The sequence below is a fragment of the Olivibacter sp. CPCC 100613 genome (assembly GCF_036959255.1).
In the GTDB taxonomy this organism is placed as follows: domain Bacteria; phylum Bacteroidota; class Bacteroidia; order Sphingobacteriales; family Sphingobacteriaceae; genus Olivibacter.
The window spans coordinates 344,014-366,256 of record NZ_JAWMTI010000001.1 but is presented as its reverse complement, the minus strand read 5'-3'; the positions used below and the strand labels follow the sequence as shown (position 1 = coordinate 366,256).

General features: G+C 40.5%; 25 protein-coding genes. 8 read left to right on the top strand and 17 right to left on the bottom strand.

Annotated features, from left to right (window positions below):
* Window positions 1–32: 32 nt before the first annotated feature.
* The 8 genes from RYH73_RS01450 to RYH73_RS01415 all read right to left on the bottom strand — a co-directional run bounded on the left by RYH73_RS01450 (window position 33) and on the right by RYH73_RS01415 (window position 7,881).
* On the bottom strand, window positions 33–947 hold the full coding sequence (locus RYH73_RS01450; RefSeq protein WP_335311471.1) for a helix-turn-helix domain-containing protein: 915 nt from the start codon (window positions 945–947) through the stop codon (window positions 33–35).
* Window positions 948–1,020: 73 nt separating this feature from the next.
* Window positions 1,021–1,767, bottom strand: coding sequence for an SDR family oxidoreductase (locus tag RYH73_RS01445; protein WP_335311470.1), 747 nt, complete (start codon window positions 1,765–1,767; stop codon window positions 1,021–1,023).
* Window positions 1,768–1,925: 158 nt separating this feature from the next.
* Window positions 1,926–2,780, bottom strand: a complete 855-nt coding sequence (locus RYH73_RS01440) for a helix-turn-helix domain-containing protein (protein WP_335311469.1) — start codon at window positions 2,778–2,780, stop codon at window positions 1,926–1,928.
* A 164-nt stretch (window positions 2,781–2,944) separates the two neighbouring features.
* Entirely contained in the window at window positions 2,945–3,361 is a 417-nt protein-coding gene (locus tag RYH73_RS01435; protein ID WP_335311468.1) for an OsmC family peroxiredoxin, read from the bottom strand.
* Window positions 3,362–3,664: 303 nt separating this feature from the next.
* Entirely contained in the window at window positions 3,665–5,254 is a 1,590-nt protein-coding gene (locus RYH73_RS01430; RefSeq protein WP_335311467.1) for an MFS transporter, read from the bottom strand.
* Between the two features lie 2 nt (window positions 5,255–5,256).
* Window positions 5,257–6,303: an HlyD family secretion protein gene (locus RYH73_RS01425; RefSeq protein ID WP_335311466.1), complete on the bottom strand. Its 1,047-nt coding sequence runs from the start codon at window positions 6,301–6,303 to the stop codon at window positions 5,257–5,259.
* 11 nt (window positions 6,304–6,314) lie between these two features.
* On the bottom strand, window positions 6,315–7,649 hold the full coding sequence (locus RYH73_RS01420; RefSeq protein WP_335311465.1) for a TolC family protein: 1,335 nt from the start codon (window positions 7,647–7,649) through the stop codon (window positions 6,315–6,317).
* On the bottom strand, window positions 7,636–7,881 hold the full coding sequence (locus RYH73_RS01415) for a hypothetical protein (RefSeq protein ID WP_335311464.1): 246 nt from the start codon (window positions 7,879–7,881) through the stop codon (window positions 7,636–7,638). The genes RYH73_RS01420 and RYH73_RS01415 overlap by 14 nt, the downstream gene beginning before the upstream one ends.
* An 89-nt stretch (window positions 7,882–7,970) precedes the next feature.
* Between RYH73_RS01415 and RYH73_RS01410 the strand changes: the two genes are divergently transcribed.
* Window positions 7,971–8,759, top strand: a complete 789-nt coding sequence (locus RYH73_RS01410) for an AraC family transcriptional regulator (RefSeq protein WP_335311463.1) — start codon at window positions 7,971–7,973, stop codon at window positions 8,757–8,759.
* Between the two features lie 70 nt (window positions 8,760–8,829).
* Here the strand turns inward: RYH73_RS01410 and RYH73_RS01405 are convergent, their stop codons facing one another.
* The 3 genes from RYH73_RS01405 to RYH73_RS01395 form a co-directional block, all read right to left on the bottom strand.
* Entirely contained in the window at window positions 8,830–9,330 is a 501-nt protein-coding gene (locus RYH73_RS01405; RefSeq protein WP_335311462.1) for a hypothetical protein, read from the bottom strand.
* Window positions 9,331–9,452: 122 nt separating this feature from the next.
* A complete protein-coding gene (locus tag RYH73_RS01400; protein ID WP_335311461.1) occupies window positions 9,453–10,337 on the bottom strand; it encodes a DUF4350 domain-containing protein in 885 nt (294 codons plus the stop codon).
* A complete protein-coding gene (locus RYH73_RS01395; protein ID WP_335311460.1) occupies window positions 10,334–11,017 on the bottom strand; it encodes a hypothetical protein in 684 nt (227 codons plus the stop codon). Before RYH73_RS01395 ends, RYH73_RS01400 begins: the two co-directional genes overlap by 4 nt.
* Window positions 11,018–11,306: 289 nt before the next feature.
* Here RYH73_RS01395 and RYH73_RS01390 point away from each other — a divergent pair, with 289 nt between their 5' ends.
* From RYH73_RS01390 to RYH73_RS01375, 4 genes are all read left to right on the top strand, one after another.
* A complete protein-coding gene (locus tag RYH73_RS01390) occupies window positions 11,307–13,112 on the top strand; it encodes an amidohydrolase (RefSeq protein ID WP_335311459.1) in 1,806 nt (601 codons plus the stop codon).
* Window positions 13,113–13,230: 118 nt separating this feature from the next.
* The gene (locus RYH73_RS01385; RefSeq protein WP_335311458.1) at window positions 13,231–13,800 is read left to right on the top strand and encodes a YceI family protein; all 570 of its coding nucleotides are present in this window, start codon (window positions 13,231–13,233) and stop codon (window positions 13,798–13,800) included.
* Between the two features lie 75 nt (window positions 13,801–13,875).
* On the top strand, window positions 13,876–14,508 hold the full coding sequence (locus RYH73_RS01380; protein WP_335311457.1) for a 5'-methylthioadenosine/S-adenosylhomocysteine nucleosidase family protein: 633 nt from the start codon (window positions 13,876–13,878) through the stop codon (window positions 14,506–14,508).
* Window positions 14,492–15,112 carry a class I SAM-dependent methyltransferase gene (locus tag RYH73_RS01375; protein WP_335311456.1) on the top strand — a complete coding sequence of 207 codons (621 nt, stop codon included), beginning with the start codon at window positions 14,492–14,494 and terminating at the stop codon, window positions 15,110–15,112. Before RYH73_RS01380 ends, RYH73_RS01375 begins: the two co-directional genes overlap by 17 nt.
* 119 nt (window positions 15,113–15,231) lie before the next feature.
* Here RYH73_RS01375 and RYH73_RS01370 read toward each other — a convergent pair whose 3' ends face one another.
* The 3 genes from RYH73_RS01370 to RYH73_RS01360 form a co-directional block, all read right to left on the bottom strand.
* Window positions 15,232–15,936 (bottom strand): hypothetical protein, encoded by a 705-nt coding sequence (locus RYH73_RS01370; RefSeq protein WP_335311455.1) that lies wholly within the window; start codon window positions 15,934–15,936, stop codon window positions 15,232–15,234.
* Between the two features lie 137 nt (window positions 15,937–16,073).
* Window positions 16,074–16,661, bottom strand: coding sequence for a dihydrofolate reductase family protein (locus RYH73_RS01365; RefSeq protein WP_335311454.1), 588 nt, complete (start codon window positions 16,659–16,661; stop codon window positions 16,074–16,076).
* A gap of 265 nt (window positions 16,662–16,926) precedes the next feature.
* Window positions 16,927–17,061: a hypothetical protein gene (locus tag RYH73_RS01360; protein ID WP_335311453.1), complete on the bottom strand. Its 135-nt coding sequence runs from the start codon at window positions 17,059–17,061 to the stop codon at window positions 16,927–16,929.
* A gap of 63 nt (window positions 17,062–17,124) precedes the next feature.
* Between RYH73_RS01360 and RYH73_RS01355 the strand changes: the two genes are divergently transcribed.
* Together RYH73_RS01355 and RYH73_RS01350 are read left to right on the top strand one after the other, a co-directional pair.
* Complete coding sequence (locus RYH73_RS01355; protein ID WP_335311452.1) at window positions 17,125–17,544, top strand: DUF6194 family protein; 420 nt, start codon at window positions 17,125–17,127, stop codon at window positions 17,542–17,544.
* Window positions 17,545–17,806: 262 nt separating this feature from the next.
* Entirely contained in the window at window positions 17,807–17,950 is a 144-nt protein-coding gene (locus RYH73_RS01350; protein WP_335311451.1) for a hypothetical protein, read from the top strand.
* Between the two features lie 17 nt (window positions 17,951–17,967).
* Here RYH73_RS01350 and RYH73_RS01345 read toward each other — a convergent pair whose 3' ends face one another.
* Together RYH73_RS01345 and RYH73_RS01340 are read right to left on the bottom strand one after the other, a co-directional pair.
* Window positions 17,968–18,702: a DUF4262 domain-containing protein gene (locus tag RYH73_RS01345; protein WP_335311450.1), complete on the bottom strand. Its 735-nt coding sequence runs from the start codon at window positions 18,700–18,702 to the stop codon at window positions 17,968–17,970.
* Between the two features lie 360 nt (window positions 18,703–19,062).
* On the bottom strand, window positions 19,063–19,620 hold the full coding sequence (locus RYH73_RS01340) for a hypothetical protein (protein ID WP_335311449.1): 558 nt from the start codon (window positions 19,618–19,620) through the stop codon (window positions 19,063–19,065).
* 259 nt (window positions 19,621–19,879) lie between these two features.
* Here RYH73_RS01340 and RYH73_RS01335 point away from each other — a divergent pair, with 259 nt between their 5' ends.
* Window positions 19,880–21,790: a right-handed parallel beta-helix repeat-containing protein gene (locus RYH73_RS01335; RefSeq protein ID WP_335311448.1), complete on the top strand. Its 1,911-nt coding sequence runs from the start codon at window positions 19,880–19,882 to the stop codon at window positions 21,788–21,790.
* On the opposite strand, the gene RYH73_RS01330 is transcribed toward RYH73_RS01335, so the two are convergent.
* Complete coding sequence (locus RYH73_RS01330; protein WP_335311447.1) at window positions 21,697–22,182, bottom strand: hypothetical protein; 486 nt, start codon at window positions 22,180–22,182, stop codon at window positions 21,697–21,699. The two genes, RYH73_RS01335 and RYH73_RS01330, sit on opposite strands and share 94 nt — an antisense overlap.
* Window positions 22,183–22,243 lie beyond the last annotated feature (61 nt).

Genomic DNA, 22,243 nt, shown 5'->3' with positions numbered 1-22,243 from the left:
TATTTTATTTGAAGGTCAGAATATTGCCTTATTTAATGAAACAATTGCCTAAATACTAAAGGCGATTGATTCGTTTTTTGCTTAAATAATTTACTGAATGAAGAGGGGTATTCAAAACCTAATTCGTAAGCGATTTCACTTACGGATAAATCCGTTGTTGAAAGTTTTTCCTTGGCTTTTTCTATTAGCTTATCGTGAATATGATCCTGAGTACTTTGTCCCGTCAGGACTTTCAACAAGCTGCTCAGATAATTAGGCGTTAGGTTTAACTCTTTTGCCACATCCTGCACACTTGGAATTCCTTTTTCCAAAAGGTCCCCAGAATTGAAATACCTATCTAATAATGCTTCTAAACGGCTGAGGGTTTTATTATTTGAAATTCGGCGGGTGAGAAACTGTCTTTCGTAAAACCGTTCGGTATAGTTGAGCAATAATTCGATTTGGGAGATAATAATATTATGGCTGAACCTATCTATATTCGATTGATATTCCTGTTGGATACTTTTGAAAACCGCTACCATCATCTGCTCCTCTTTTTCTGATAAAAACAATGCTTCTTTCACTGCATAACCGAAAAACGCATAACTACGTATTTTTGCCGCCAATGCAGTTTGCCATAAAAAATCAGGATGAATCAATAACAACCAGCCTGAAGGTTCTGCTTCTGCGTTCGGATCGATTTCTATATGAATGACTTGTTGTGGGCCAACCATGGCAAGTACGCCTTCGTCAAAATCATAAGGTTGTTGTCCGTAGTTGAATTTTTTAGCTACGTTTCGTTTCAGTCCGATGGAATAAAAATTCTGTACCCACCTGATATCGGTATATTCCGGGGGATATTTTACAAGACTATAATCAATCAAACTCACCAACGGATGTTCCGGTTTGGGCAAGCGAGCAAATTGATGAAATTCATAAATGGTATTTAACTTTATATTCGCCTGCATTCCGTAAATTTAAAAATTAATTAGAAAGGGAGCATAATTTGTAGAAGCCAGATTATGCCCCGAGAAAATCATTTTACCATTCTTGATCTGTTGGTAGTATAAAGATTTCTGATACATCCACATTGTCGGGAGACTCCAAAGCATAAACCATACTATTGGCTATGTCATTGGAGGTTAAAAAGGTCATCTGATCGCGTAAGCTTTCCATACCTTCTTTATACGTTTCATCTGTGATTTGGTTAAATAGATTTGTAGCAACGGCACCAGGCTGGATACTCGTTACACGAATATTGTGTTTCTTGCCAATTTCCATCCGCATAATATCCGAAAAAGCTGCGACAAAGTGTTTAGTAGCGCAATAAATGGCTAGACCTTTGAACAGTTTCCTTCCGGCAATAGACGATAAATTGACAATGTGTCCGCTGTGTTTGTTTATTAATTCGGGCAACACAGCTGCAGTAACATTCAACACTCCGGTTATATTTATATTAACCATCTCGTCCCATTCGTCGATTTTAAACGCATCAATATCTGAGGCAGGCATAATACCTGCATTATTTATCAGAATATCGATAGTACCATACTTTTCTATTAGTCGTTTCACCCCAGCGTTTACACTTACTTTGTTAGTCACATCTACTTCTACTGAAAAAGCTTCGCCACCCACTTGCTGAATTTCACCTTCAATTTTCTTCAATTTGTCAATACTACGTGCTGCTAAACCAATTTTAACACCTTTTGCAGCTAAAGTTTTTGCTACGCCTTCTCCTATACCGCTTGATGCTCCGGTAATCAAGGCTACTTTTCCATTTAGTTCCATTTTTAATATTTTTATTACTGCAAAATTGCGGCAAAACTACAGAACCAAATTTGCCAAATCTCAGAAGTTCATTTCCGAATCTAAGATTTAGGGGAATACTAACGGATAATCTGGCGAAAAGGATAGTCAGCGTTTATAGAGAGGAAAAACCTTGCTCGCTATTGCTTGTTATTTGGCGTTACCCGATAATTTGTAGGTGTACTATCATATTTATCGTGAAAACTTTTAGTGAAATTTGCCAAGTCGTTGAATCCACAAGCAAACGCAATATCAGTGATACGTTCATTAGAAACCAAAAGCAATTCGGCGGCTCTTTCCAATCGTTTCGTTCGGATATAATTGGCAGGCGAATCGTCGTATAATTTTTTAAATTCCCTTTTAAACGAAGAAACGCTCAAATTGGTTTTTTGCGCCAGGTCTTCTACACCGACTTGTTCAAATAGGTTGGCTTCTATAATTTGCTTGAACGTATAGGCTACCGGCGAGAAAAGTTGCGATAGGATGATTTGTATGGTTTCCGCATCTTGCGTTTGGGATAATAAAAGTATGATTTCTTTTAACTTCAAAACCAAAATTTCATCATTGACCAAAGATGGATTCTCAAAATAAAAGAGCAATCCTTCAATATATTTTTGAATCAAAAAATCATTATTAATTGTCTTTCTAGACTGATTGGTTACCTGGTTAGTTGGCTTAAAGATGAGTGGGATTTCTTTATCATAAACTTTTTTCAGTATATCCGGGTGGAAGGTAACAATGACAACCTCGCCTTCGCTATCTGAACCAGTATCATGTATCTGTTTACCGGAGTTGATGCAGTTAAGTAACAGGGAGTGATGGGTAGGTACCTTCAAATGATCACCAGCCGATTGGTATTCCATCTCACCTTTCAGCATATATAAGAAACACGCTTGTTCTGCCACCGGGAAGGCGAACTCAAAAGGCGGTTTTAAATCCACTTTCTGAATGAAGGTCTTCCCGAATAAGTCAAATTTTTTGTAGTCAGTAACCATTCTTAGCTAATTCTTTTTAAATGCCGATTATTTAATTATTGTGATTTAGATAGCCGATGAAATTAAATACGGAATGCCCATTCAACACCCAATCAAATATAGATAAAAATGTTGAATGGGACATTGCTCGCCAGTATGCAAAACCTATTGATTATAACTGGTTATTATGAAACCAGGATTGCTTCTGAAGTTATAGGTACTTTCAAAACTTTTGAAATTAAGCAGTTTTGTTCCGCTCCTTTTGTAATGGTTTCAAATTCTTCCGCGTTGGTATCCGGTACGTTTCCAGTAATGGAAAGATGGATTCCGGTGATTCCGGCACCATCCATTGATACAATCGCTTCCGTGTCCAACGAAGTTGGTGTTATTCCTTTTTCCGTCAATGCAAAACTGACTGCCATCGTAAAGCAGCCTGCATGTGCTGCCGCTAATAATTCTTCGGGATTAGTTCCCTTCTCATCTCCTACGAAGCGAGTTCTGAAACTATAATTCGTCTGATTTAAAATTTCGCTTTGGGTCGTTAAGTTGCCTTTGCCTTCTTTTACGCTTCCTTCCCAATGTGCTTTTGCTGTACGTTTCATTTCTATATATGTTAAATTATATTGTCGGTATTGACAGTACAAAGGTGCAGCATAGAAAGTAGAAGCGTTTTATGAATTAGGTCAATTATTAGTGGATTTGGTTCATCCGGTAATTTTAAAGCTCATATTATAAATTTACGTTATTTATGATGACGTTGGCGGGCTATATTGCTGTCTCCTTGGAGTTGATATTGCCCCAAAAGGGCTTTACATCAATTTGATACGAGCGTCTTTTCGCCATTGTACTACCAGATCCGGCATATACAATAGAATACACAATGTTTTGAGCGGTTTGAAGACGATTTAATACGGTATATTTCCTTTCATTAATCGAAGTATTACCTGTTGAATCTGTGGAAACAATAAGAGTATCACAATAACACATACTACTGCCAGAAGCATCAAATCATAATAATCCCGGGTGGCACGTGCCAATATTTGTTGCCCTACAAATTGATTAAAATATCCCCCTGAAATGCCCCTTGCGGTATACACATCATTACCGGCATTTATATATTGGTTTTGAATATCCAGTAAAGTAACAGGCAATTGCGGATTCATTCCAGTCAATGTTTCCCGAACTTTTTCCCTAACGGCCGATTTGGCAAACAACTGAAGTTCGTTATTGAGTGCCAAGCCCGTTGTAAAACCGGTGAATCTTGCCAATATTCCTAAAAGTGATGCGTTGATCGCAATCTTTGGCGGTGCTGTGGATGCGGTAAACGAAACAATTGGGACAAATAAAACGCCTGTGGCTACACCATAAATAAACATCGGCAGGATGAAATACATTGTTTCACTCTGTACAGAAACAAAGAGAAGCATATACGCATAATACAAGGCCATAAAACTAAAACCTACGATGATGATTCTTATCAGGTTAAACCCCATCAGTATAAACCGGGAGGCGATAAACATACTCAGTACAGTTCCTGAAATGACGGCTAGCCAAATAGGGATCGTAGTGAGCGGATCATTGCCTAAAACAACTTCAAGATAACCATAAGCAAGTCCGGTACTTCCTTTGAAAATATAAAACGTAAAAAGCAACAGTAACCCGATGACGAAATTCTTTACCTTAAAAATTTGCAGGTTGATCAATGGACGTTTAAGCTTTGATGCTCTGACGATAAACAGGGTAAGAATGGCTAAATTACCCAGACTAAGCAGAACAATTAAACGGCTATCAAACCAGCCCAATTGCCGACCGTAAACAAGGATATAGCCAAGTATTAAAATAAACGAAACATAAAATAGATAACCGACCCAATCGACCTGATAAAGTGGTATCTTTTTGGTAAACCGTGCTTTGCTGTTCATGGTCAACAATACAAGCAGCGTGAGTACGATGAGTATGATAATGAGACCATAAAATAGCCAGTTGAAATTATAAAAATGAAGCACTATACCGGAATAGATGGAATAAAACGGAACGGCGATCTGTATACTTCCGTAGAGCAGACTATAGGCAATTACCCGTGCACGTGTCGACTGCAATCTTGGAAAGGTGAGCTGTAGGACGATTCCGGACATCAATGCGCAGGTAATACCTTGTACAAACTGACAGATCACAAACAGTGTCCAGTCTTTGGAATGAAAACAGATGACAGAACAGAGGGCATTGATGGCAAGCGCTATCAACAAGTATTTCCTCGGTGCAAAATACTTCACAATGCGAAAATCCAACGCCAAAAAGGCCACGGTTGAACCGTAGAGAAGCACCATGGCATATTGGACATCTGTAGCCTGTACACCGTAAAAACCCATTGCCGAAACGGGACTGCTATAGTAGGCGAAACTGAACAGGCAGGTCATTAAAATGGCAAATATCACGGATCTTGCCATCCATTCAGAAACCCAAGGTTTGAAAATCGGAATTTTATGTGCTTGCATACTTAATCTTTTAAAACGTAAACATTGGCATTCATTCCGGCAGAGAGTTTTGCTAATTTTTCAGCAGTATCGGTAAGTTTGATGCGTACCGGGATACGTTGGATGATTTTAACAAAATTGCCGGTGGCATTGTCGGGTGGCAGTAATGAATAACGCGAACCGGTGGTTGGCGATAGTGATTCGATAAGACCACTGAACGTATCATTCGGAAAAGCATCTACTTCTACCGTTACGGTTTGTCCCACCTTGAAGCTGCCCACCTGCGTTTCCTTGAAATTAGCGATCACCCATTTTTCTTCTGCGCTGTTGACCAAAAATGCCAGGGTTTGACCAGCTTGTATCAGCTGCCCTTCCTGAATGGTCTTTTTACCGATCTGTCCATCAAAAGGGGCCGTGATTACTGTATATCTAATATCCAATTCCTGTCTTTCCAGCAGCGCTTCCTTTAGTTTTATCTCTGCCGCTATCGCTTTACGTTGTGCGCTGAGATCGTTTAGCTTGGATTCGGCTACCTGCAAAGACGCTTTTGTCTGTTTATAATCAGCTTGTGTGATCTCCAAAGACGCGCTGACATTATCGAATTTTTGTTGTGTGGTAGATTCATCCGCCAGTAGATTCTTATAACGGTCGAACTCTCTTTGCTGCTGGTCCAATCTCGCTTTTACTCCTGCCAATTGTGCCCTTATAACCTCAATACTTTTGATTTGCGTCTCTTCATTCGCCGTCAAAATAGGTAATTTGGCATGCGAGCTTAACAGTTCTGCTGATGCGGCGTCTCTTTTGAGGCCATATTCATCAAGCTCAATCACCACAAGCGTATCTCCTTTTTGAACCCGCTGATTGTCTTTATAATAAATCTTGCTGATATAGCCACCTACTTTTGCATTAATAGGTGACAGATATGCATCCACCTGTGCATCATTCGTCTGTTCACAGCGGTAGCCCTTAAAGAAATAGACGGCTCCCCAAATGATGATTGCCATAAAGAAGGCGATGCCAAACCATTTGGTTAGGTTGACAATCAGTTTATCTGTTTTATTTTTGTTCATGATTATTCATATTAAAGAATCCCTACAATTGCCTGTAGTCGGATATGGCTAAGTTTTACATCTGTTTGCGCAGTTGTCAAATTAAATTTTGCTTCCAGCAAGGTGTTTTCTGCGTCTAAAAGATCGGTCAACAGTGATTCCTGATGGAGATAACTGTTCCGGATGACCCGAACCGTTTCGGTCGTTTTGATGATGTTTTTCGCTGCGGTTTCTGCGCTTTCCAATGCCTGTTGCTGTTGCAAATAAGCTTCTTTTATCTGGAGGGAAATTTCATCTTTTTTAATCCTGGCTTTTTCTTTTGCCTGATTATTGACGATCTGAGCACGGGCAATGGAATGCTTGCTTTTATATAAATTATCAATAGAAAATTGCACTTTGATCCCTGTTTGACCAAATCCCCATAAATCATTCGAATAGGGATAAAAAGAAATCTGCGGATAGGTATAATTGTAATAAGAATACAAGGAAACTTTTGGCAATAGCGTCGCTTTTAGTTGTTTGATATTTAGCTCACTCTGTTTAATGTCGCTATTCACAATCCTATAATCAGGCGATTGATTGCGCGCAATGTCAATATAAGTCCCGTAACCGGAATCTGTGATGCGATCCATTTCAGCCTTGTTTTGATAGGAGATTTGCAATTCCTCTTCGTGATCGCGCCCCATAAAAATGTTCAGACGCTGCTTTGCGATATCGATCTTCTTTTCAATATCCGACAGATTTAATTCCAGTTGCGACAGTTTTACCGAGGTCCTCAGCACATCACTCTTTAGTACAATGCCGTTTTTGTGTAGGCTTTCTATCCGTGATAGCTGCCTTTTCTCTGCTACAATTTCAGCGTTGATAAAATCCCGGAAGTGTAGCAGTTTATACAGATCGAAATAAGCCACGGCAACATGGTATTTTACACTGTGCTTTTGCAGGTCAACTTCGTATTGCCGACGTGCCTCTTCCTCCTGCTTTATCTTGATATTTCTTCTTTCATTACCACCATTAAAGATGTTAACGTTTAAGTTATAACCCACTCCGTAACCATAGCCTTTTACAGGTACATCCCTTGGGGAGGAAAAAAATCCACCTTCATAAATAAGGAATTTGGAATTGAGTTTTACATCTCCACCTATCGAAAGCTCCGGTAGCAGGCGATCTTTGGCCTCAAGTTCTTCTAATTTGCTTTGCTGAAGATTGAAGGCTGATAGTTTAAGTTGGCGGTTATTTGCTTCAGAAAGCTTCCATATTTCTTCCAAACTCATCGTCTGGACAGTTCCTGCATCTTGTGCACGGAGCGATGATGCCAACAGCAGTATTATGGCTCCCAATATCGCGATCGACCTATATGTTTTCATGAATCTTGTTTTTATGTTCTCTTTTCTTTACGAGCCAATGCTTTACCATTTTTCTTATTTCATCATAGATGATGGTTAAATCGATCATAGGCACAAAAGGATAAGAATAAGCCAGCCAGTAGCGATACAGGGCGTCCATTTCTTCTGTCGAATGGAGTTCGTTATTATCAGCGGTTTTATTTTGAGCCACAAACTCAAGATTTTGATCGAGGCTTTTGATTTTCTGTTTCATGATAATTGCTTTATTTACTGAGCAAAATTATTCATGATGGCAAAGTATCATTTTATATAATTAGCCTAATATTTGTTATATTTGGCCATATGGAGATTCTGGACCAACTTATACATGCTGTTGACCAAAATCCTGAATCTATTTTGGTGATGCGACAGCAAACCGAGCAGCGTTTGCCTTCACATCAACATGCTAAAGCTCAGTTATTATTGGTGTATGGAGGAATTGCTTACTTGCAAACAAACGAAAGGGACTTCTATATTCCGTCCAATCATTATATCTGGATACCGAAAAATTATCCCCACAACCTGATGTTTAATACACAGGATCTGTATATTATCAATATCTATTTTCCCGGCGAAAGATTAGGTGGTTTTTACGATGAGTTGGGCATCTATCCCGTGAGTAAGCTACTATCAGAAATGCTTGCTTTCAGCGAAACATGGCAAGGCGATTATTGCCAAGGTTCCTGGGAGTTTGAATTTATGACAACATTGAAGAAGCTGCTGCCCAAAGAGAATCTTAAAAAATTTTCGATCCAACTTCCCACTACCGACGATCAACGACTCCATGTAATTGTTGATAATCTTAGAAATCGGTTAAATGAAAACCTGAGCTTAGAAGAAACGGCAAAGCTGTCCGGAATGAGCGTAAGAAGTCTGACAAGACTATTTCAAACAAAACTCCATACTACCTTTATTCAGCATGTAAAAATGTTGCGGATTATTCGGGCGATGGAATTGATCAAAGACTCCGACCTGAATATGACGGAGATTGCCTATGAAGTTGGGTATTCAAATATAGCCGCATTCAGCAATAATTTTCGCCAATTGACCAATATGAGGCCTACCCAATTTAAAGCAATAACGGCAAAATAAATTGTAATAGCGCTTACAGCAATTTTTCTACCACGTCCCCAAATTACTGCAACCTCACTTTAAAAATTCACTATTCGGCTTTCCAAAAGATGTCCTGCCATTTTTGGATAGACATCTTTTTAAGTTCATCATCCGGAAATTCAGCTTCTATCATAGCGAACCAATCGTTGCTTTCTTGCATCAGCATCAGTATTGTGGCATTCATGCTCGAGAACTGATAAAGCCGACGATTTTTACCTCCCTGTTCTTCCTGTTTGATGAGCATTAACTTGCTGTCCGGATTATAATTCTTAAGGTTTTTCTCAATACCGTCAGCTACGCCATTCATGTTCATTAATTTACTGCTCGTTTGGGTAATGATGATTTCGAAGGGTTTGGAGTTGTCTTTGGTGTCTACGGCATCGTAATAAGTTATTAAAAAGCCTTCCTCATCTTCTTTCCTGATATGGAACTGATAGACGTCTGAAAGGGTGGTGTCTAACTGAAGAGATTGAGCATAAGCAGTAGAAAAATTGATAGACATTAGCGAAAGCAAGATGATAAATTTATAAAAGGACATTTCAGTTCCCATAGTTGTTTTTAATAATCTCCATTACTATTCTCCCCGGACTTTGAAGAATGATGGCGCTTGAAGTACAAAAATAGTTTCATCAGCACAAAGATCATATACCAGATTTCAGGGATATCGCCTCTTTATCGTGCATCCAGCCAATGAAGAATGTTCAAAAGAAACTGGGCGTTCTGCCTTGCATCGGGATGATTCATACCTCGTTTTTCACTTTTGATCCCCCTTAAGAGCGCGTAAAACGGACCCGCATCAGCAATCAGACATACCCGTCCACGCCCAAATTGCAGGATCGCACCGTTTGCTAAACCTTTACCCGATATTTTGGATCCATCAGCTGGGAGCAAGAGCTCGTAGTCTTCGTCCAACGAAGAAACGATGATAGCTTCTGGCGGCGGAACAAATCCCGTTCCTGCCCAAAAGCGGATGCTGTCTATCGCAAAACCCGCTGCATCAGTTACCGGATTGGCCGTGAGATTGCCTCTGCTACGGGAGAAGATCTCAGGTTGGCCATCCTTGCGCTGTGCAATACCGTTAGTGAGGTCAAAGCCAAAGCGCGCCGCAAGTTTACTTGCGGCACCTGCTGCAGGCATCTGATCTGTAATAACGAAAAGCGAGCCACCGCGCTGCACCCAATCGTACAAAGTTTCCACTTCTTCGTCGGCATAGGCACTTGCTACCTGGGCACCCCAATTGTCCAGGTCGTGCAATGCATTGGCGGTCACAAACACGCGGACACCCGTTAAGGTTTCTGCAGTAATGGTTTGGCTGCTGGCTTCCAATCGGTAACCATCAGCTTCCAATACCTGGGCAAATGCAGCATACTGTCCCTTTAACGTGAAGGGGTTGTTGTGCCCCTCATCATAGAGAACAAGCGGGGCCTTCCCGTTTTTATATCGGGGGCGTTCCGTTTCAAACCGAAAAGCCGGATCAGCAACACTTTGGGCAGATAGGTAGGTGAATGGCATGAGCAGCCAGATCAGGAGAATTGATTTGAATATCCGATTATTCATTGTTCTATCCTTTCCCAACGATCTGATTCAAAACAGATAAGTTCTTTGACGGTACCATTCGAGACGATGAATGTCAGCGGAAAGGACAATTCCGCATTAAGGAAATCCGTAGGGGTGAAAGCTTCAAACACGATGGTTTTGTTATCCCATAGTTGCTCTATCGCAAGTTTATTGCCCTGCGTTGTTACGTTGATTTCCATATTGCTGTCTCGTTGGAGTCGATATTGCCCCAAAAGCGGTGTAAGTTGGTCTGCGGTAAGCGAAACATATTGCGTAGGATTGAAGGAAACTTTTTCCAGCGTTAGCCGGTCAAGGATCTTAGCCTTATCAATTTTTCCATCAGTGCCTGCGATAAATGCAATCCGGTAGGCTTCATCACGCGACTGGAAGGTGAGCGATCCAGTGCGCTGTAGCGGATAAATCCGTCCATCCCATGTCTGCTGGGCGACGAATTGGCCGTCCTGATCAAAAAACCGAATGTACGCAGCTCGGTTTGGAAAGCGGAAATACCCCGATACGTCATCCAAGGATACGCTATCGCTTTGAAGCGGTCTCATTTCGTGGAATACATTCCCTTTTTGCGGTTCTGCAATGTAGCTGCTGAGCACAACTGATCCGAAGATCACCAGTGTGCAGACTTTTAGGGATTGTCGCTTTACTATTTTTGCATTCATCATCATAATTTTATGTTTTGATGATGCAATAATCAGTATAAGATCAGTAAAAGCCGTTCGGCTGGATACATATGAACAAATTCACGATAGATAGTCTGGTCCATCTCGACCGTCTTTTGAAGTCACAATGTGTAATTATTTTGCAAAAATGATTATGACGTAGACATTTGTCGATTGAATTTTTCGGCAAATGTCGTCTTCCGGCATTTTGCGCATAATTAACTTTGAATTCAATTTCCGAGTGCCTTTTTGGGTGATTACAAGACAACAAAAAATTGATTTTTAAAAGTAAAATATGAGAAGACTAATCGTTCTAGCAATCGCTATAATCAGTACTGTACATAGTAGAGCACAAACCACCGAACAACTGATCGGTGCCGATATGATCGTGTTCAATGCAAAAATTACTACCGGCAGCCTAACCAAACCCGAAGCTTCTGCACTCGCAGTAAAACGAGGTAAAATCTATGCTGTAGGCACAAATGCGGAGATATTGAAATTGAAAGACAACAGCACCAAGGTCATCGATGCAAGTGGTAAGCGTTTGATACCGGGTATCAATGATGCCCACATCCATATATTAAATGATAGGAGTTACAATTACAATGTCAGATGGGAGGGTGTACCAACACTCAAGCGTGCATTGGAAATGTTAAGTGAGCAGGCAAAACGAACTCCTGAGGGCCAATGGGTAAAAGTGATCGGTGGTTGGTCGCCGTACCAGTTTAAAGAAAATCGATTGCCCACCATCGAAGAAATCCGAGAGGCAGTTCCGAACAGACCTGCGATTGTACAGTATGCTTACAACCGAGCATTTTTAAATGAAATGGCTATGAAAGCTTTTGGCGTAGGTACCGATCGTTTTCCGGCATTGCCGGGTACTGTATTCGAAAAAGACGAGAAAGGAAATTATACAGGGGTTGTAGACGGGTATACATTTACATTTATCTCACTGGAAGCGATGGTGCCACAGCCTTCAAGTGAGGAGCAGCTTAGTTCAATTGCAAACGTAATAAACAGTCTGAACCGTTTCGGAGTTACCTCAGCCGTTGATGGAGCCGCATTGATCGGCCATCCTCACGGTCATACGCAAATACAACAACTGGCGAAGGAAAATCGTCTAAACATACGGATGCCATTCATTGACCTTCAATATGGCGATACGAACAGCGCTAGTTTGGTAGATGCAGAAATTAACGCAGTAACAAAGAAATCCCCGATCAGTCCGGGAGAGAACCTGCATCCGACTATGGCGCATGGTCATGAATATGAAGGTGCCGGCGAATTGCTTAGAATGGAACTACATGACCACGAAAATTTCGACAGACCGGCAGTGGTTATCGATGCGGAAATAATGCGCCGTTACATTAAGGAAGATATTACCAAGCTTGTTGAAAAAGGAATTCCCTTTCGCATGCACATTAGCTACGACGAAAATATTACGCCCTTTCTCGACGAACTCGAAGCTATAAACAAAAAGACACCATTAGACGGTTTACGCTGGAGTATTGAACATGCCGAAACGATATCTCTTGAGAATGCTGCCAGAGTAAAAAAACTGGGAGGTGGTATTGCCTTAGATACGAAACTGGCCATGCACGGCGACGCATTTATAAAAACCTACGGAGTGGAGAAAGCATTACAAACCCCGCGATTGCGTGAGTTGTACGACAGCGGTGTTCCGCTTACGATGACCACGGACGCATTTAGGGTCGCTTCCTTTAATCCGTGGATTGGTATAAGTTGGATGGTTACCGGAAAATCCGTGTCGGGCACTGAAGTACTGGCAAAAAATAATCGGTTAACAAGAGAAGAAGCATTAAAATTATTTACAGTGGCGCCAACTTGGTTTGAAGATCAGGAGCGTGAAATGGGAAAAATCATTCCGGGTCATTTCGCAGATTTTATCTTGCTTAATAAAGATTATTTTACCGTACCAGATGATGAAATAAAAACAATCGCCTCCTCATTGACAGTTGTAGATGGCAGGGTGGTTTTTGGTGCAGATGAGTATAAAAGCCTGTCTCCGAAATTACCTGAAACACTTCCCGTATGGTCGCCATTCAAATATTATGGTGGGTTTTATAATAACAAGGATTAAAGTTTATGATTGGGGATCCGGTGTATTTATAAATAACGGATTACTCCCTTTTTGCCAACTTTTGTGTAAGACAGCGTCAATCAAAATCGGCACTGTCTTACATAACAGAACTCAATTTATGAAAAGATTTAAATTAACTTTTTTTCTTGCGATTACAACGCTGTATGCTACGGCACAAAATTGGAAAAGCGACCCCGAGCATTCAAGATTGGGTTTTAGGATAGCGCATATGCTGATTTCAGAGGTTAGTGGCATCTTTAAAGACTTTGAAATAGATGTTAAAGCAGCGAAGCCGGATTTCAGTGATGCTGTCATAGCATTAAGGGCTCAAACTCGCTCAATTGATACAGAGGTAGCGGCACGTGACAAGCATTTAAAAGATAAGGACTTTTTTGATGCGGAAAACTATCCAACTATTCAGTTTAAAAGTAAATCTATAGCAAGAATCGATGAAAATAAGTACGCCCTTACCGGAATGTTAACGATGCACAATATAACTAAACAGGTTACGGTGGAGATGGTATACAATGGAACAATCAACCATGCAGTAACGAAAAAAAGAACGGCCGGTTTTAAGGTTACCGGCACGCTCAGTCGTTCTGATTTCGAAATAGGCAGCAAGTTTCCTGAAAAATTGCTGGGTGATAAAGTTTTTATTACTGTCGATACGGAGCTGCAGTTACAGTAAGATGGTTTGCCGCATCAACAACAGTTAGCACTAAAAGTTTAACTTTGCAGGGTATTAATCCATTAAAAAGAATTGATGATTACCATAAACCCCGAATATGCTTTTTCTGTTGAGGATGTACTGTTTACGTTCGCACTGGCATCTGAAGCAGCCGATGTATTTACGGATTACAAGCATCTGATATGCGGAATTGGCAAAGTAAATGCCGCCTATAACCTGATGAAAGCCATACAGCAGGAAAAACCGAAACTGATTGTCAATTTAGGTTCTGCCGGAAGCAACCATTACAAAAAAGGTGACATCGTCTGCTGCTCCAAATTCATACAACGGGATATGGATGTAAGAGGATTGGGCTACGAGCAATACGAAACACCCTTGTCGGGATTGCCTCCGATCCTTGAATACGGTTTGCAGATGGACGGACTACCCGAAGCCGTTTGCGGAACGGGAGATAATTTTGAAATGGCGCATTCCACCACTATTTACAATGTGGTGGATATGGAAGCCTACGCCTTGGCTCTTGTGGCAATGAAAGAAAATATCCCTTTCCTCAGCCTCAAATACATTTCAGACGGAGCGGACGGCAATGCGGCAGAAGACTGGACAGTACAGGTACACAAAGCCGCACTGGCATTCGGCGAAATACTAAAGTTGGGCAAACAGGATATTCCGGTAACCTATAATGAGCAATATGGAAGAATTACGTAAAAAACAGCATTGGGAAACGGTTTATGAAACCAAAGGCCCCGAACAGGTAAGCTGGACACAGAAAGTACCGAAAACTTCACTGGATTTTATTCATTCGTTCGGCTTAGATAAAACGGCTCGCATTATTGATATTGGCGGTGGCGACAGCAATTTGGTGGATCACCTGCTGGACAGCGGTTATGAAAATATAACCGTTTTAGATATTTCAGCCAAAGCATTGGACAGAGCCAAAGCCCGCTTGGGCGACAAAGCCGAAAAAGTAAATTGGGTGATCAGCGACATTACCGAGTTTGAGTCCGAAACGGTTTTTGATATTTGGCACGACAGGGCAACATTTCATTTTCTGACGACCAAAGAGCAGGTAGCGAAGTACCTCGATATTGCAAGGCGGTGCGTAAACGGTTATATGACCATTGGTACGTTTTCAACAAACGGACCAACAAAGTGTAGTGGACTGGATATACAGCAGTACGACGAGCAAACTTTGACAGCAGAACTCGAAAATGGTTTTGATAAATTAAAGTGCATTACGGAAGACCATACTACGCCCTTCAATACCAAGCAGAATTTTTTGTTCTGCAGCTTTAAACGACAAGTGAATTAAATCAGCACTACTCGATGTCCTATCTTGCAAAAGTTCGATCTGTTCATCTACAGTTTTAGCCATCATAACTATACACCCCATTTAATATGCCAAACCATACATACAGTCTTCGCATTTGCTTATCGGTTTTGTCGCTTAAAACCAAAATGTGTGAAGAAACGCTGCGTTCCGTTCCAGCAGCAGTCGCTATCGGCATATTCCTTTTTTAAGGAGCCGTATTTCAGGGTATACGTTTCCGTAGAGGTGCAGAAACCTTGGTCAGGAAGCAGCGGAAGTTCACATTCAAACTTGGTTAAGTACTCGATATCTTCCTTGTTGAGCTTGCGTTCTTCCTTGCCATATTGCAAAAAGTATGCCCCCTCATTCCGGCTTAGCAGTACCGAATCTTTACCCGCGTTAAAACACCCTTGTAGGTTGAAGACAAATTTTATAGTTTCAGTATCTTTTAGTTTAGCGATCCAACTTTCATCAAGATGTTTCAGGTAATCGGTTGAATCAAGAAAAAGCGTTGTATTTTTCCTTTGTGAACTTCCCACCGATACCGATTTCTCTACCACACTGCCCAGCGCATTTTTAAACTTAAAATTATATTGAGCCGCGTTTGGATACACCAGTAAAGTGTCACGCTGATTGTTCTGCGGGAGCCATACGGTTAACAACGAATCATTTCTGAAGATCGTCACCGAATCAAAAGAAAGATATGGACTGCCATAGGCACTGTCAAGAAGGCCCACACCCACCACGAGTTCCGAATCCAACTTCTTTTGCAGACTGCCGCATGCAACTAGGGTAAACATCAAAATGGAAAGAATACGAACGAACATTAATAACGTTTTATAGTAGGATGAAAAAGAATAGACTTTTCCATATGCATCAAAAATATTTTCAAGAACCGATTGGTATGCTTTTAAAGTTCTTTTGCAAACTTAAGGATGTTAATAGTAAATACCCACTGCTTTCGCTATAATAGAAACGGTGACCTAGGTTTATACTTTAGTAGAACAATACCCGTGTCATATTTCTTAAGATCGATCAATTCGAGGTTGATGTATCCATCACCGGCAGGGAATAAAGGCCTACCACCGCCTAAAGCAACAGGGCAAAGTTGTAGATGATACTCATCGATAAGCCCACATTTCATTAAAGACTGTGCAAGGGTTACACTGCCCCAAATGACCATATTTTTTCCCGGTAAAGCCTTTAGTTTTGCGATTTCCTCAACAGCATCACCATTAACAACTTTTGCATTTTCCCATTTACCCCAGTTAGCTTCATTAAGCGTGTTAGAAAATACGAGTTTTGGCGTCCTATTTAAACTTTGCGCGATTGGCTCTTTTTCCGAATCGGCGGTAGGCCAGAAATCAACAAACATTTCGTACGTTATCCTACCAAGCAGTATAGTGTCAATATTGTCCATAAACTTCACCTGGTCAAGGTCGGAGTATTTGTTTGCTTCGTTACTGATACTCGTGAAGAAGGTGAGCTGGTCGTCCTTATCAGCAACATATCCCTCAAGGGAAATCCATTCCTGTAAAATGATTTTTCGCATGATTATGATTTAAAATATCGTACTTGTTACTTGCAAAAATAGGTAGTACCAGAGAGTTCTTATATGTGTAAATCTGTCAATTCAGCGGTGTTCTTGCGACATACAAAGATTAGTCACGAATTCCAACGACTATGGCATAATTCTTTATGTGCAATTCTGCGCCCAGATAACAATATACACTTTCTCGTTATTTCTACCCTTGCGTATTCTCCATTCCTTAAAATCATATATTGGGTCAAAACTCGTAATAGAAACCGTTTTGATTTTATCCCAATTGATCTGTTTGGGACGAAGCTGAAAGGGAAAGAACCATTAATGCAACGCTACTTATCAGTCCGATCCATATCCATCCTTGGGTAAATTTTTGGTTTTCTTTCATCATATTGGTTACACTATGCATAAATAGTAGTTACTTGCAAATGTAACGTAAGTGAGCGAAATTCGCTATTCGTAAATTATTGATATGTCGGCAGAAAAAATCGAAAATCACATTACCTCCAATCTTCTCAATGTTCAGAAATCAGCACATTTTGGCTATACTTTTTTCTTTTATGGTTCAGACCATGTGCTCCCATTCGTAACCATCGCTCATGCGGATAATGAATATGATAAGGTATCAAATCTGAGTCGCGAAGGTGTATTCCGTGTTAATATCGGCGTGTCGAAAGTTACATTCAATAAGCTTTTTCCAGGCCTGAAGAAGGAGTGGGATTTTACAGAAACAAACGTTTTTATGCCCCACCCCAGTTATGCATCTCAACATTTTATTTGTGTGCTCAATCCAGTGGAAGACAAATTAGAAGAGACACTTAAATTTATCGAAGAAGCTCACACAATAGCAAAGAACCGCTTTGATAAAAAGCAGTTGAAAAAATCAAACTAGCGTCTGTCAGCGGATCTTTCTTGTCCTGTTTTGCTCTATTGAGTATTTTTTCTTGCTCAGCTTTTTTTTCAGGGCTGTTAAGTATCAACAAATAGATTTGCGTCGCCTGTTGATAGTTTTAGGTACGGAACTGAAAAGAGTGCCCCGGATTATAGCGAATGGGGTTCGCTGCCAGGGCACAACCTAAACCTAATCACAAATTTAGTAATATTAAATCGATGTTGAGTGTTTGAACGAATGAAACAAAAGATTTTATAGAGAAATGGTCGAAGACATGTCCGAAGCTATGAAGTGGCGTTTGAAAATGGACATTAATGCAGAAGGTGAAGTATTTATCCGCGAGTTTGAGCAATGGGCGCAACACCATGTTGAAGCGAATAATGCGTTTAACATAGTAATTCCATAATATAAATATCAGTTGCCTCAATGATTATCCCGTTGCCATTTTTCTTTCGGACTTAATCTAAGGGCCTGTTCACCGTAATCCAAATTGAATAGATCGTTTATAGAGGGATCTCTTTTAAGTATCTCTTCCAGCGCTACCGTTCTGATGTCATCTTCCTTCCATTGCCCGGTAATAAATTGCCAATCACCGTCGTCATCGTGGTAAACTTCAAGAATCGGCGCATTGTCTTCCAGCCATTGGCGGGTTGTAAACACCGCTAAATTCTTCTCTTCCCTAAATTTAAAGTCTGCATTTCGGTCAAGCAGCGGTTGCAGGTATTTATAACTAGGCTCGAAGCCTTGTTCCCAAGGAAAGTGATGATTTTTGTCGGGCCAGATAAACTGAATAGCACGTATCTCAAAAGAATCATAGTACTCAATGGCTGCACCGAAATAATCTTTCATGTTCCGAGGCTCAACTGTAATAAACGTAGTTAGATAGTCCTGTAGAAAGTCTTGGTACGATTTATTTACTTGCATCTTTTCACCCCTTTTCACCAACTGACCAATATCATTTAATATAAGATGCATGGTTTTCAGGGGTAAACCAAAGGCAATCAACTCGGGGTGCCCAAAATTCCGCCAGAGACCAATGGTATAGGCAAATGATGGTTGATATGCCGTACCTTCAATCATAACCACATACCAGCCGGTTTCTTGTAAGCTTTTCTCAAGTTGCGCGTGATTTAGGGAGCTATGCTGTTTGTTTTCCATAAATAAAGTTGCCAAAAATTTTTCAGCTCAAGCTAATCTACAACCATTTTGTATACTACAACACTGCTAAACGCCTATCTGCTATGAACCGCCAACAATAGATGGGAGCATAAACGGTTTCCTAAGTAAATTGCAAAAGCAAGTTTAAAAACCATATCTCAACATCATGTTCGTCTAAACGTTGATGTCTTCAGGAATTTGTGATTATAAAAAAGACCCGCCGGCTGTTCAATTGGGAAGCCGGACGGGTATCATAAGACAAGTATGTACTTGTAAGATATATAGCATCAAGGTTTCATTTATTGCAATCATCTCCCTTTGGGTTTTACTGAAAATCAGGGTGATGCTAATATTGCACTGTTAGATACTGTTCAGTTTAGCCTTTGCGTCTATTAATAGTTTATTGAATGTGTCCAATTCGCCATCGCCAAGCCAAATATAAGAGTCAGCATCTGATTTGTCTATTTTCAGGTAAGAAGACCATTTGTTTTTACTCCAATAGCACCCCGCAGCGAAACCGGAACGGCTGTTGAAATTCACTTCTTGGTAATCCGACGGAACAGTAGGTAAAACTTTTTCCTGAATGATGACGATAGATTTCATTAGTCCATCTACTTCATCTTCATCGATAAAAGATATTGCGTTGCCCCCATACTGCTTACCAGTTGGTTTTTCAAAACGGAGACCTTTCGTTTTTACACCTGATATCAAATCTCTCAGGACGAGAATCTGGACTTTTGCGCTTCCAATTTTTCCAACATTTATGAACGTCTTTTCTATTAAAGTTCCCGTTTCTGCTGAGAAAGTTTCGAGCGTAGGTTTATCAGGTTTATTCCCTTTTTTTACAGGTTCTTTTTCCTGCTGTTGTGCGCACGCAATTAAAGGGCAAAGGATAACTAATAGTAAAATTTTCTTCATGATTTTGATGATTGTTTTAGTTCGTATAACCATGTTGCAAATCTATAAGCTCGGATTTTTACAAGCTTACGGGAAACCGTAAAACCGTTTGTATTTCTCTCCTTAGTTTTGGTGTGTAAGTAGTAATCAATCGATATCAACATCCTTTATAAATGGATGAAAGATTAAGATCGTGTTATCGAGGCCGTTCTTAAAAAAGAAAACGATTAACTTAGCGAATCAACTATTGGAAATAGCTAACTTTTAAAATAAACATAACATGGCCGATGGATTCAACACTACCTTATCTGGTTTACGGGCGGTTATAGCACCTGTAGCAACTACTGTATATCAAACCACAGATTATGGCGGAGGGCAGTGGTATTATGATCCCTCAGATACCTCCTCAATAGATAATACCGCCACCATTGTCGTCTCAACTTCAGGTGCACGATTCAAGAGAATATACGAAGGGGCGTTGAATGTCAAATGGTTCGGAGCAATTGGAAACGGCATCGTGGACAATACAGCGGTTTTTAATTTAGCCTACAGCGTTGTGTCTTCGATGGGTGGTGGAACTGTGTTTGTACCGAAAGGCATATACTATTTTACAGACACCATAATTCCGAAGTCTAATGTATCTCTAGTGGGTGAGGGAGATGAAAGCTTGTTGTTATTTTATAGGGCGCCTTACAGTCAATCAGGAAGTACAAGAAACTTTTTAAGACTGGTAGAGGTTGAGAACATTCGTTTCGAAAAGCTGAAATTTGACGGTGGCGCAACGACATATGCAACTACTTCTCCTTGGGATGTTGATGGCGCCTATAATATTTTTTATTCGAAACCGTCGTCTAATGGCAGTGTAAACGGCGTATATATATCCGATTGCCATTTTACAAGATCATGGGATAGCTGTTTTTCATCGTATGGAAAAGCTGCTGAACCTTATCCGCATTATGAAACTCGAAACGTCGAGGCCCGAAACTGTTACATCGAAGATATAGGAGGACACGGTTTTGGTTTCAATGAAGTTGTAACTTCCATAGTAAGTGGGTGCATATTTAAGAATATAGGCCGTATGTTGCCAGAACCCGCTCAAGTTTACGGTAGCGGGCTTGCTGTTGATGCCTCAGCTGGATGTAGAGATGTGGTCGTAATAAGTAATATAGTTGATGGTGCAGGCGGAGGATTTAAGTGCGAGAATCATCAAAATGGTAATGAGCTAGTCTATTCCGAGAATATTACTTTCTCGGATAATATTATAAAAAATCTATATACAGGTACATTCTTTCAACAATTCTATGGGATAAAGGCGACTGGAAAAAAGGTGAATATAAATGGCAATACGATTGATAGATGCCAAGGTTGGGGGATCGTAGCAACACAGGGTTGCGACGGTGTAGTTATAAACAGCAACATAGTCAAAGGTAGTTTATCAAGAAGAGGAATCGCTATAGAAAATGCTGTCAACTTTCAAATATCCAACAACTCGGTAGAAGCGAGCATCCACGGTATTTGGATAATGGGAGACAACGGAACCATAATTGGCAATCGGGTCAATAATAACTCGTCTAACGGAATAACGGTGAGAAATGGAAACAATATTGTTGTTTCCGCTAATATCTGTTATGACAATAGTGTTGGTATAGGTATTATACCAGATAATCAAAACGCTATAATCGCCAATATAGCAGTGAATAATAACATGTGCTATAATACGGGTGCCGGAGCTTCTAGAACACAGACAAGAGGAATACATATAGAAAATACCGTACCCACCAATGTAAAAATGGGACTTAACCTCTGTTTTAATCATACCGTTGAAGATATAACTTCACAAAATTCGCTTATACGAAATACGAATATGGGCAATTTAGGTGCCCGCGCTGTATCAGCTGCTAAGCCTACACAAGGAACTTGGCAAAAAGGCGATATAGTCGAAAACATAAACTTTTCGAATGCCGGTCCTGGCATTAACTATGGTGTTTACGGTTGGCTGTGTATGGAAAGTGGAAGTCCTGGCAAATGGCGGGATATAAGGCCGAATTTAGATTTCCCTACAGGAGGTTCTACTGCAGCAAGGCCAGTTGGTGTCACTCAAATCGGATATTCATATTTAGATATAACATTGAATAAACCTATATGGTGGAACGGTTCCTCATGGATTGATGCTTCGGGAACGGTGGTATGAAGTGTTAGATTCCAATATGTGTAATCCTTTACAATACGGAGATGTTGACCCAGGTATTCAAACCATTCTTCCTGTATCACAATGCGGTCTTTGTGTAGATGGTACATGGGTTTGTTAAGACCTTCTTGCGAATATTGATAGATGGCATTCCTATCGCTTTTAGGATACCAAGGGCTAAGGAACCAATGCGGAACCTGCTTATCAAAATGGAACAATAGTTTATGCGTAAGCGGATTGTCTGTTTCCACAAGCCTGCTTTTAATCAATGGCTTTGGCGCATCTATGGTAATGCCCTCGATCTCTTTAATTTGCCTTACCGCATCTTGAATTAAGTCTTGTTGACCAAATGACACATTGAAGTAGTTCACCGTATACCATGCATTTGCAATCATACTAGCAAATAACTCGTGCTTGTCTAATTCTTTCCGTCCGCGTAAAAGCTTTGAAGATCAT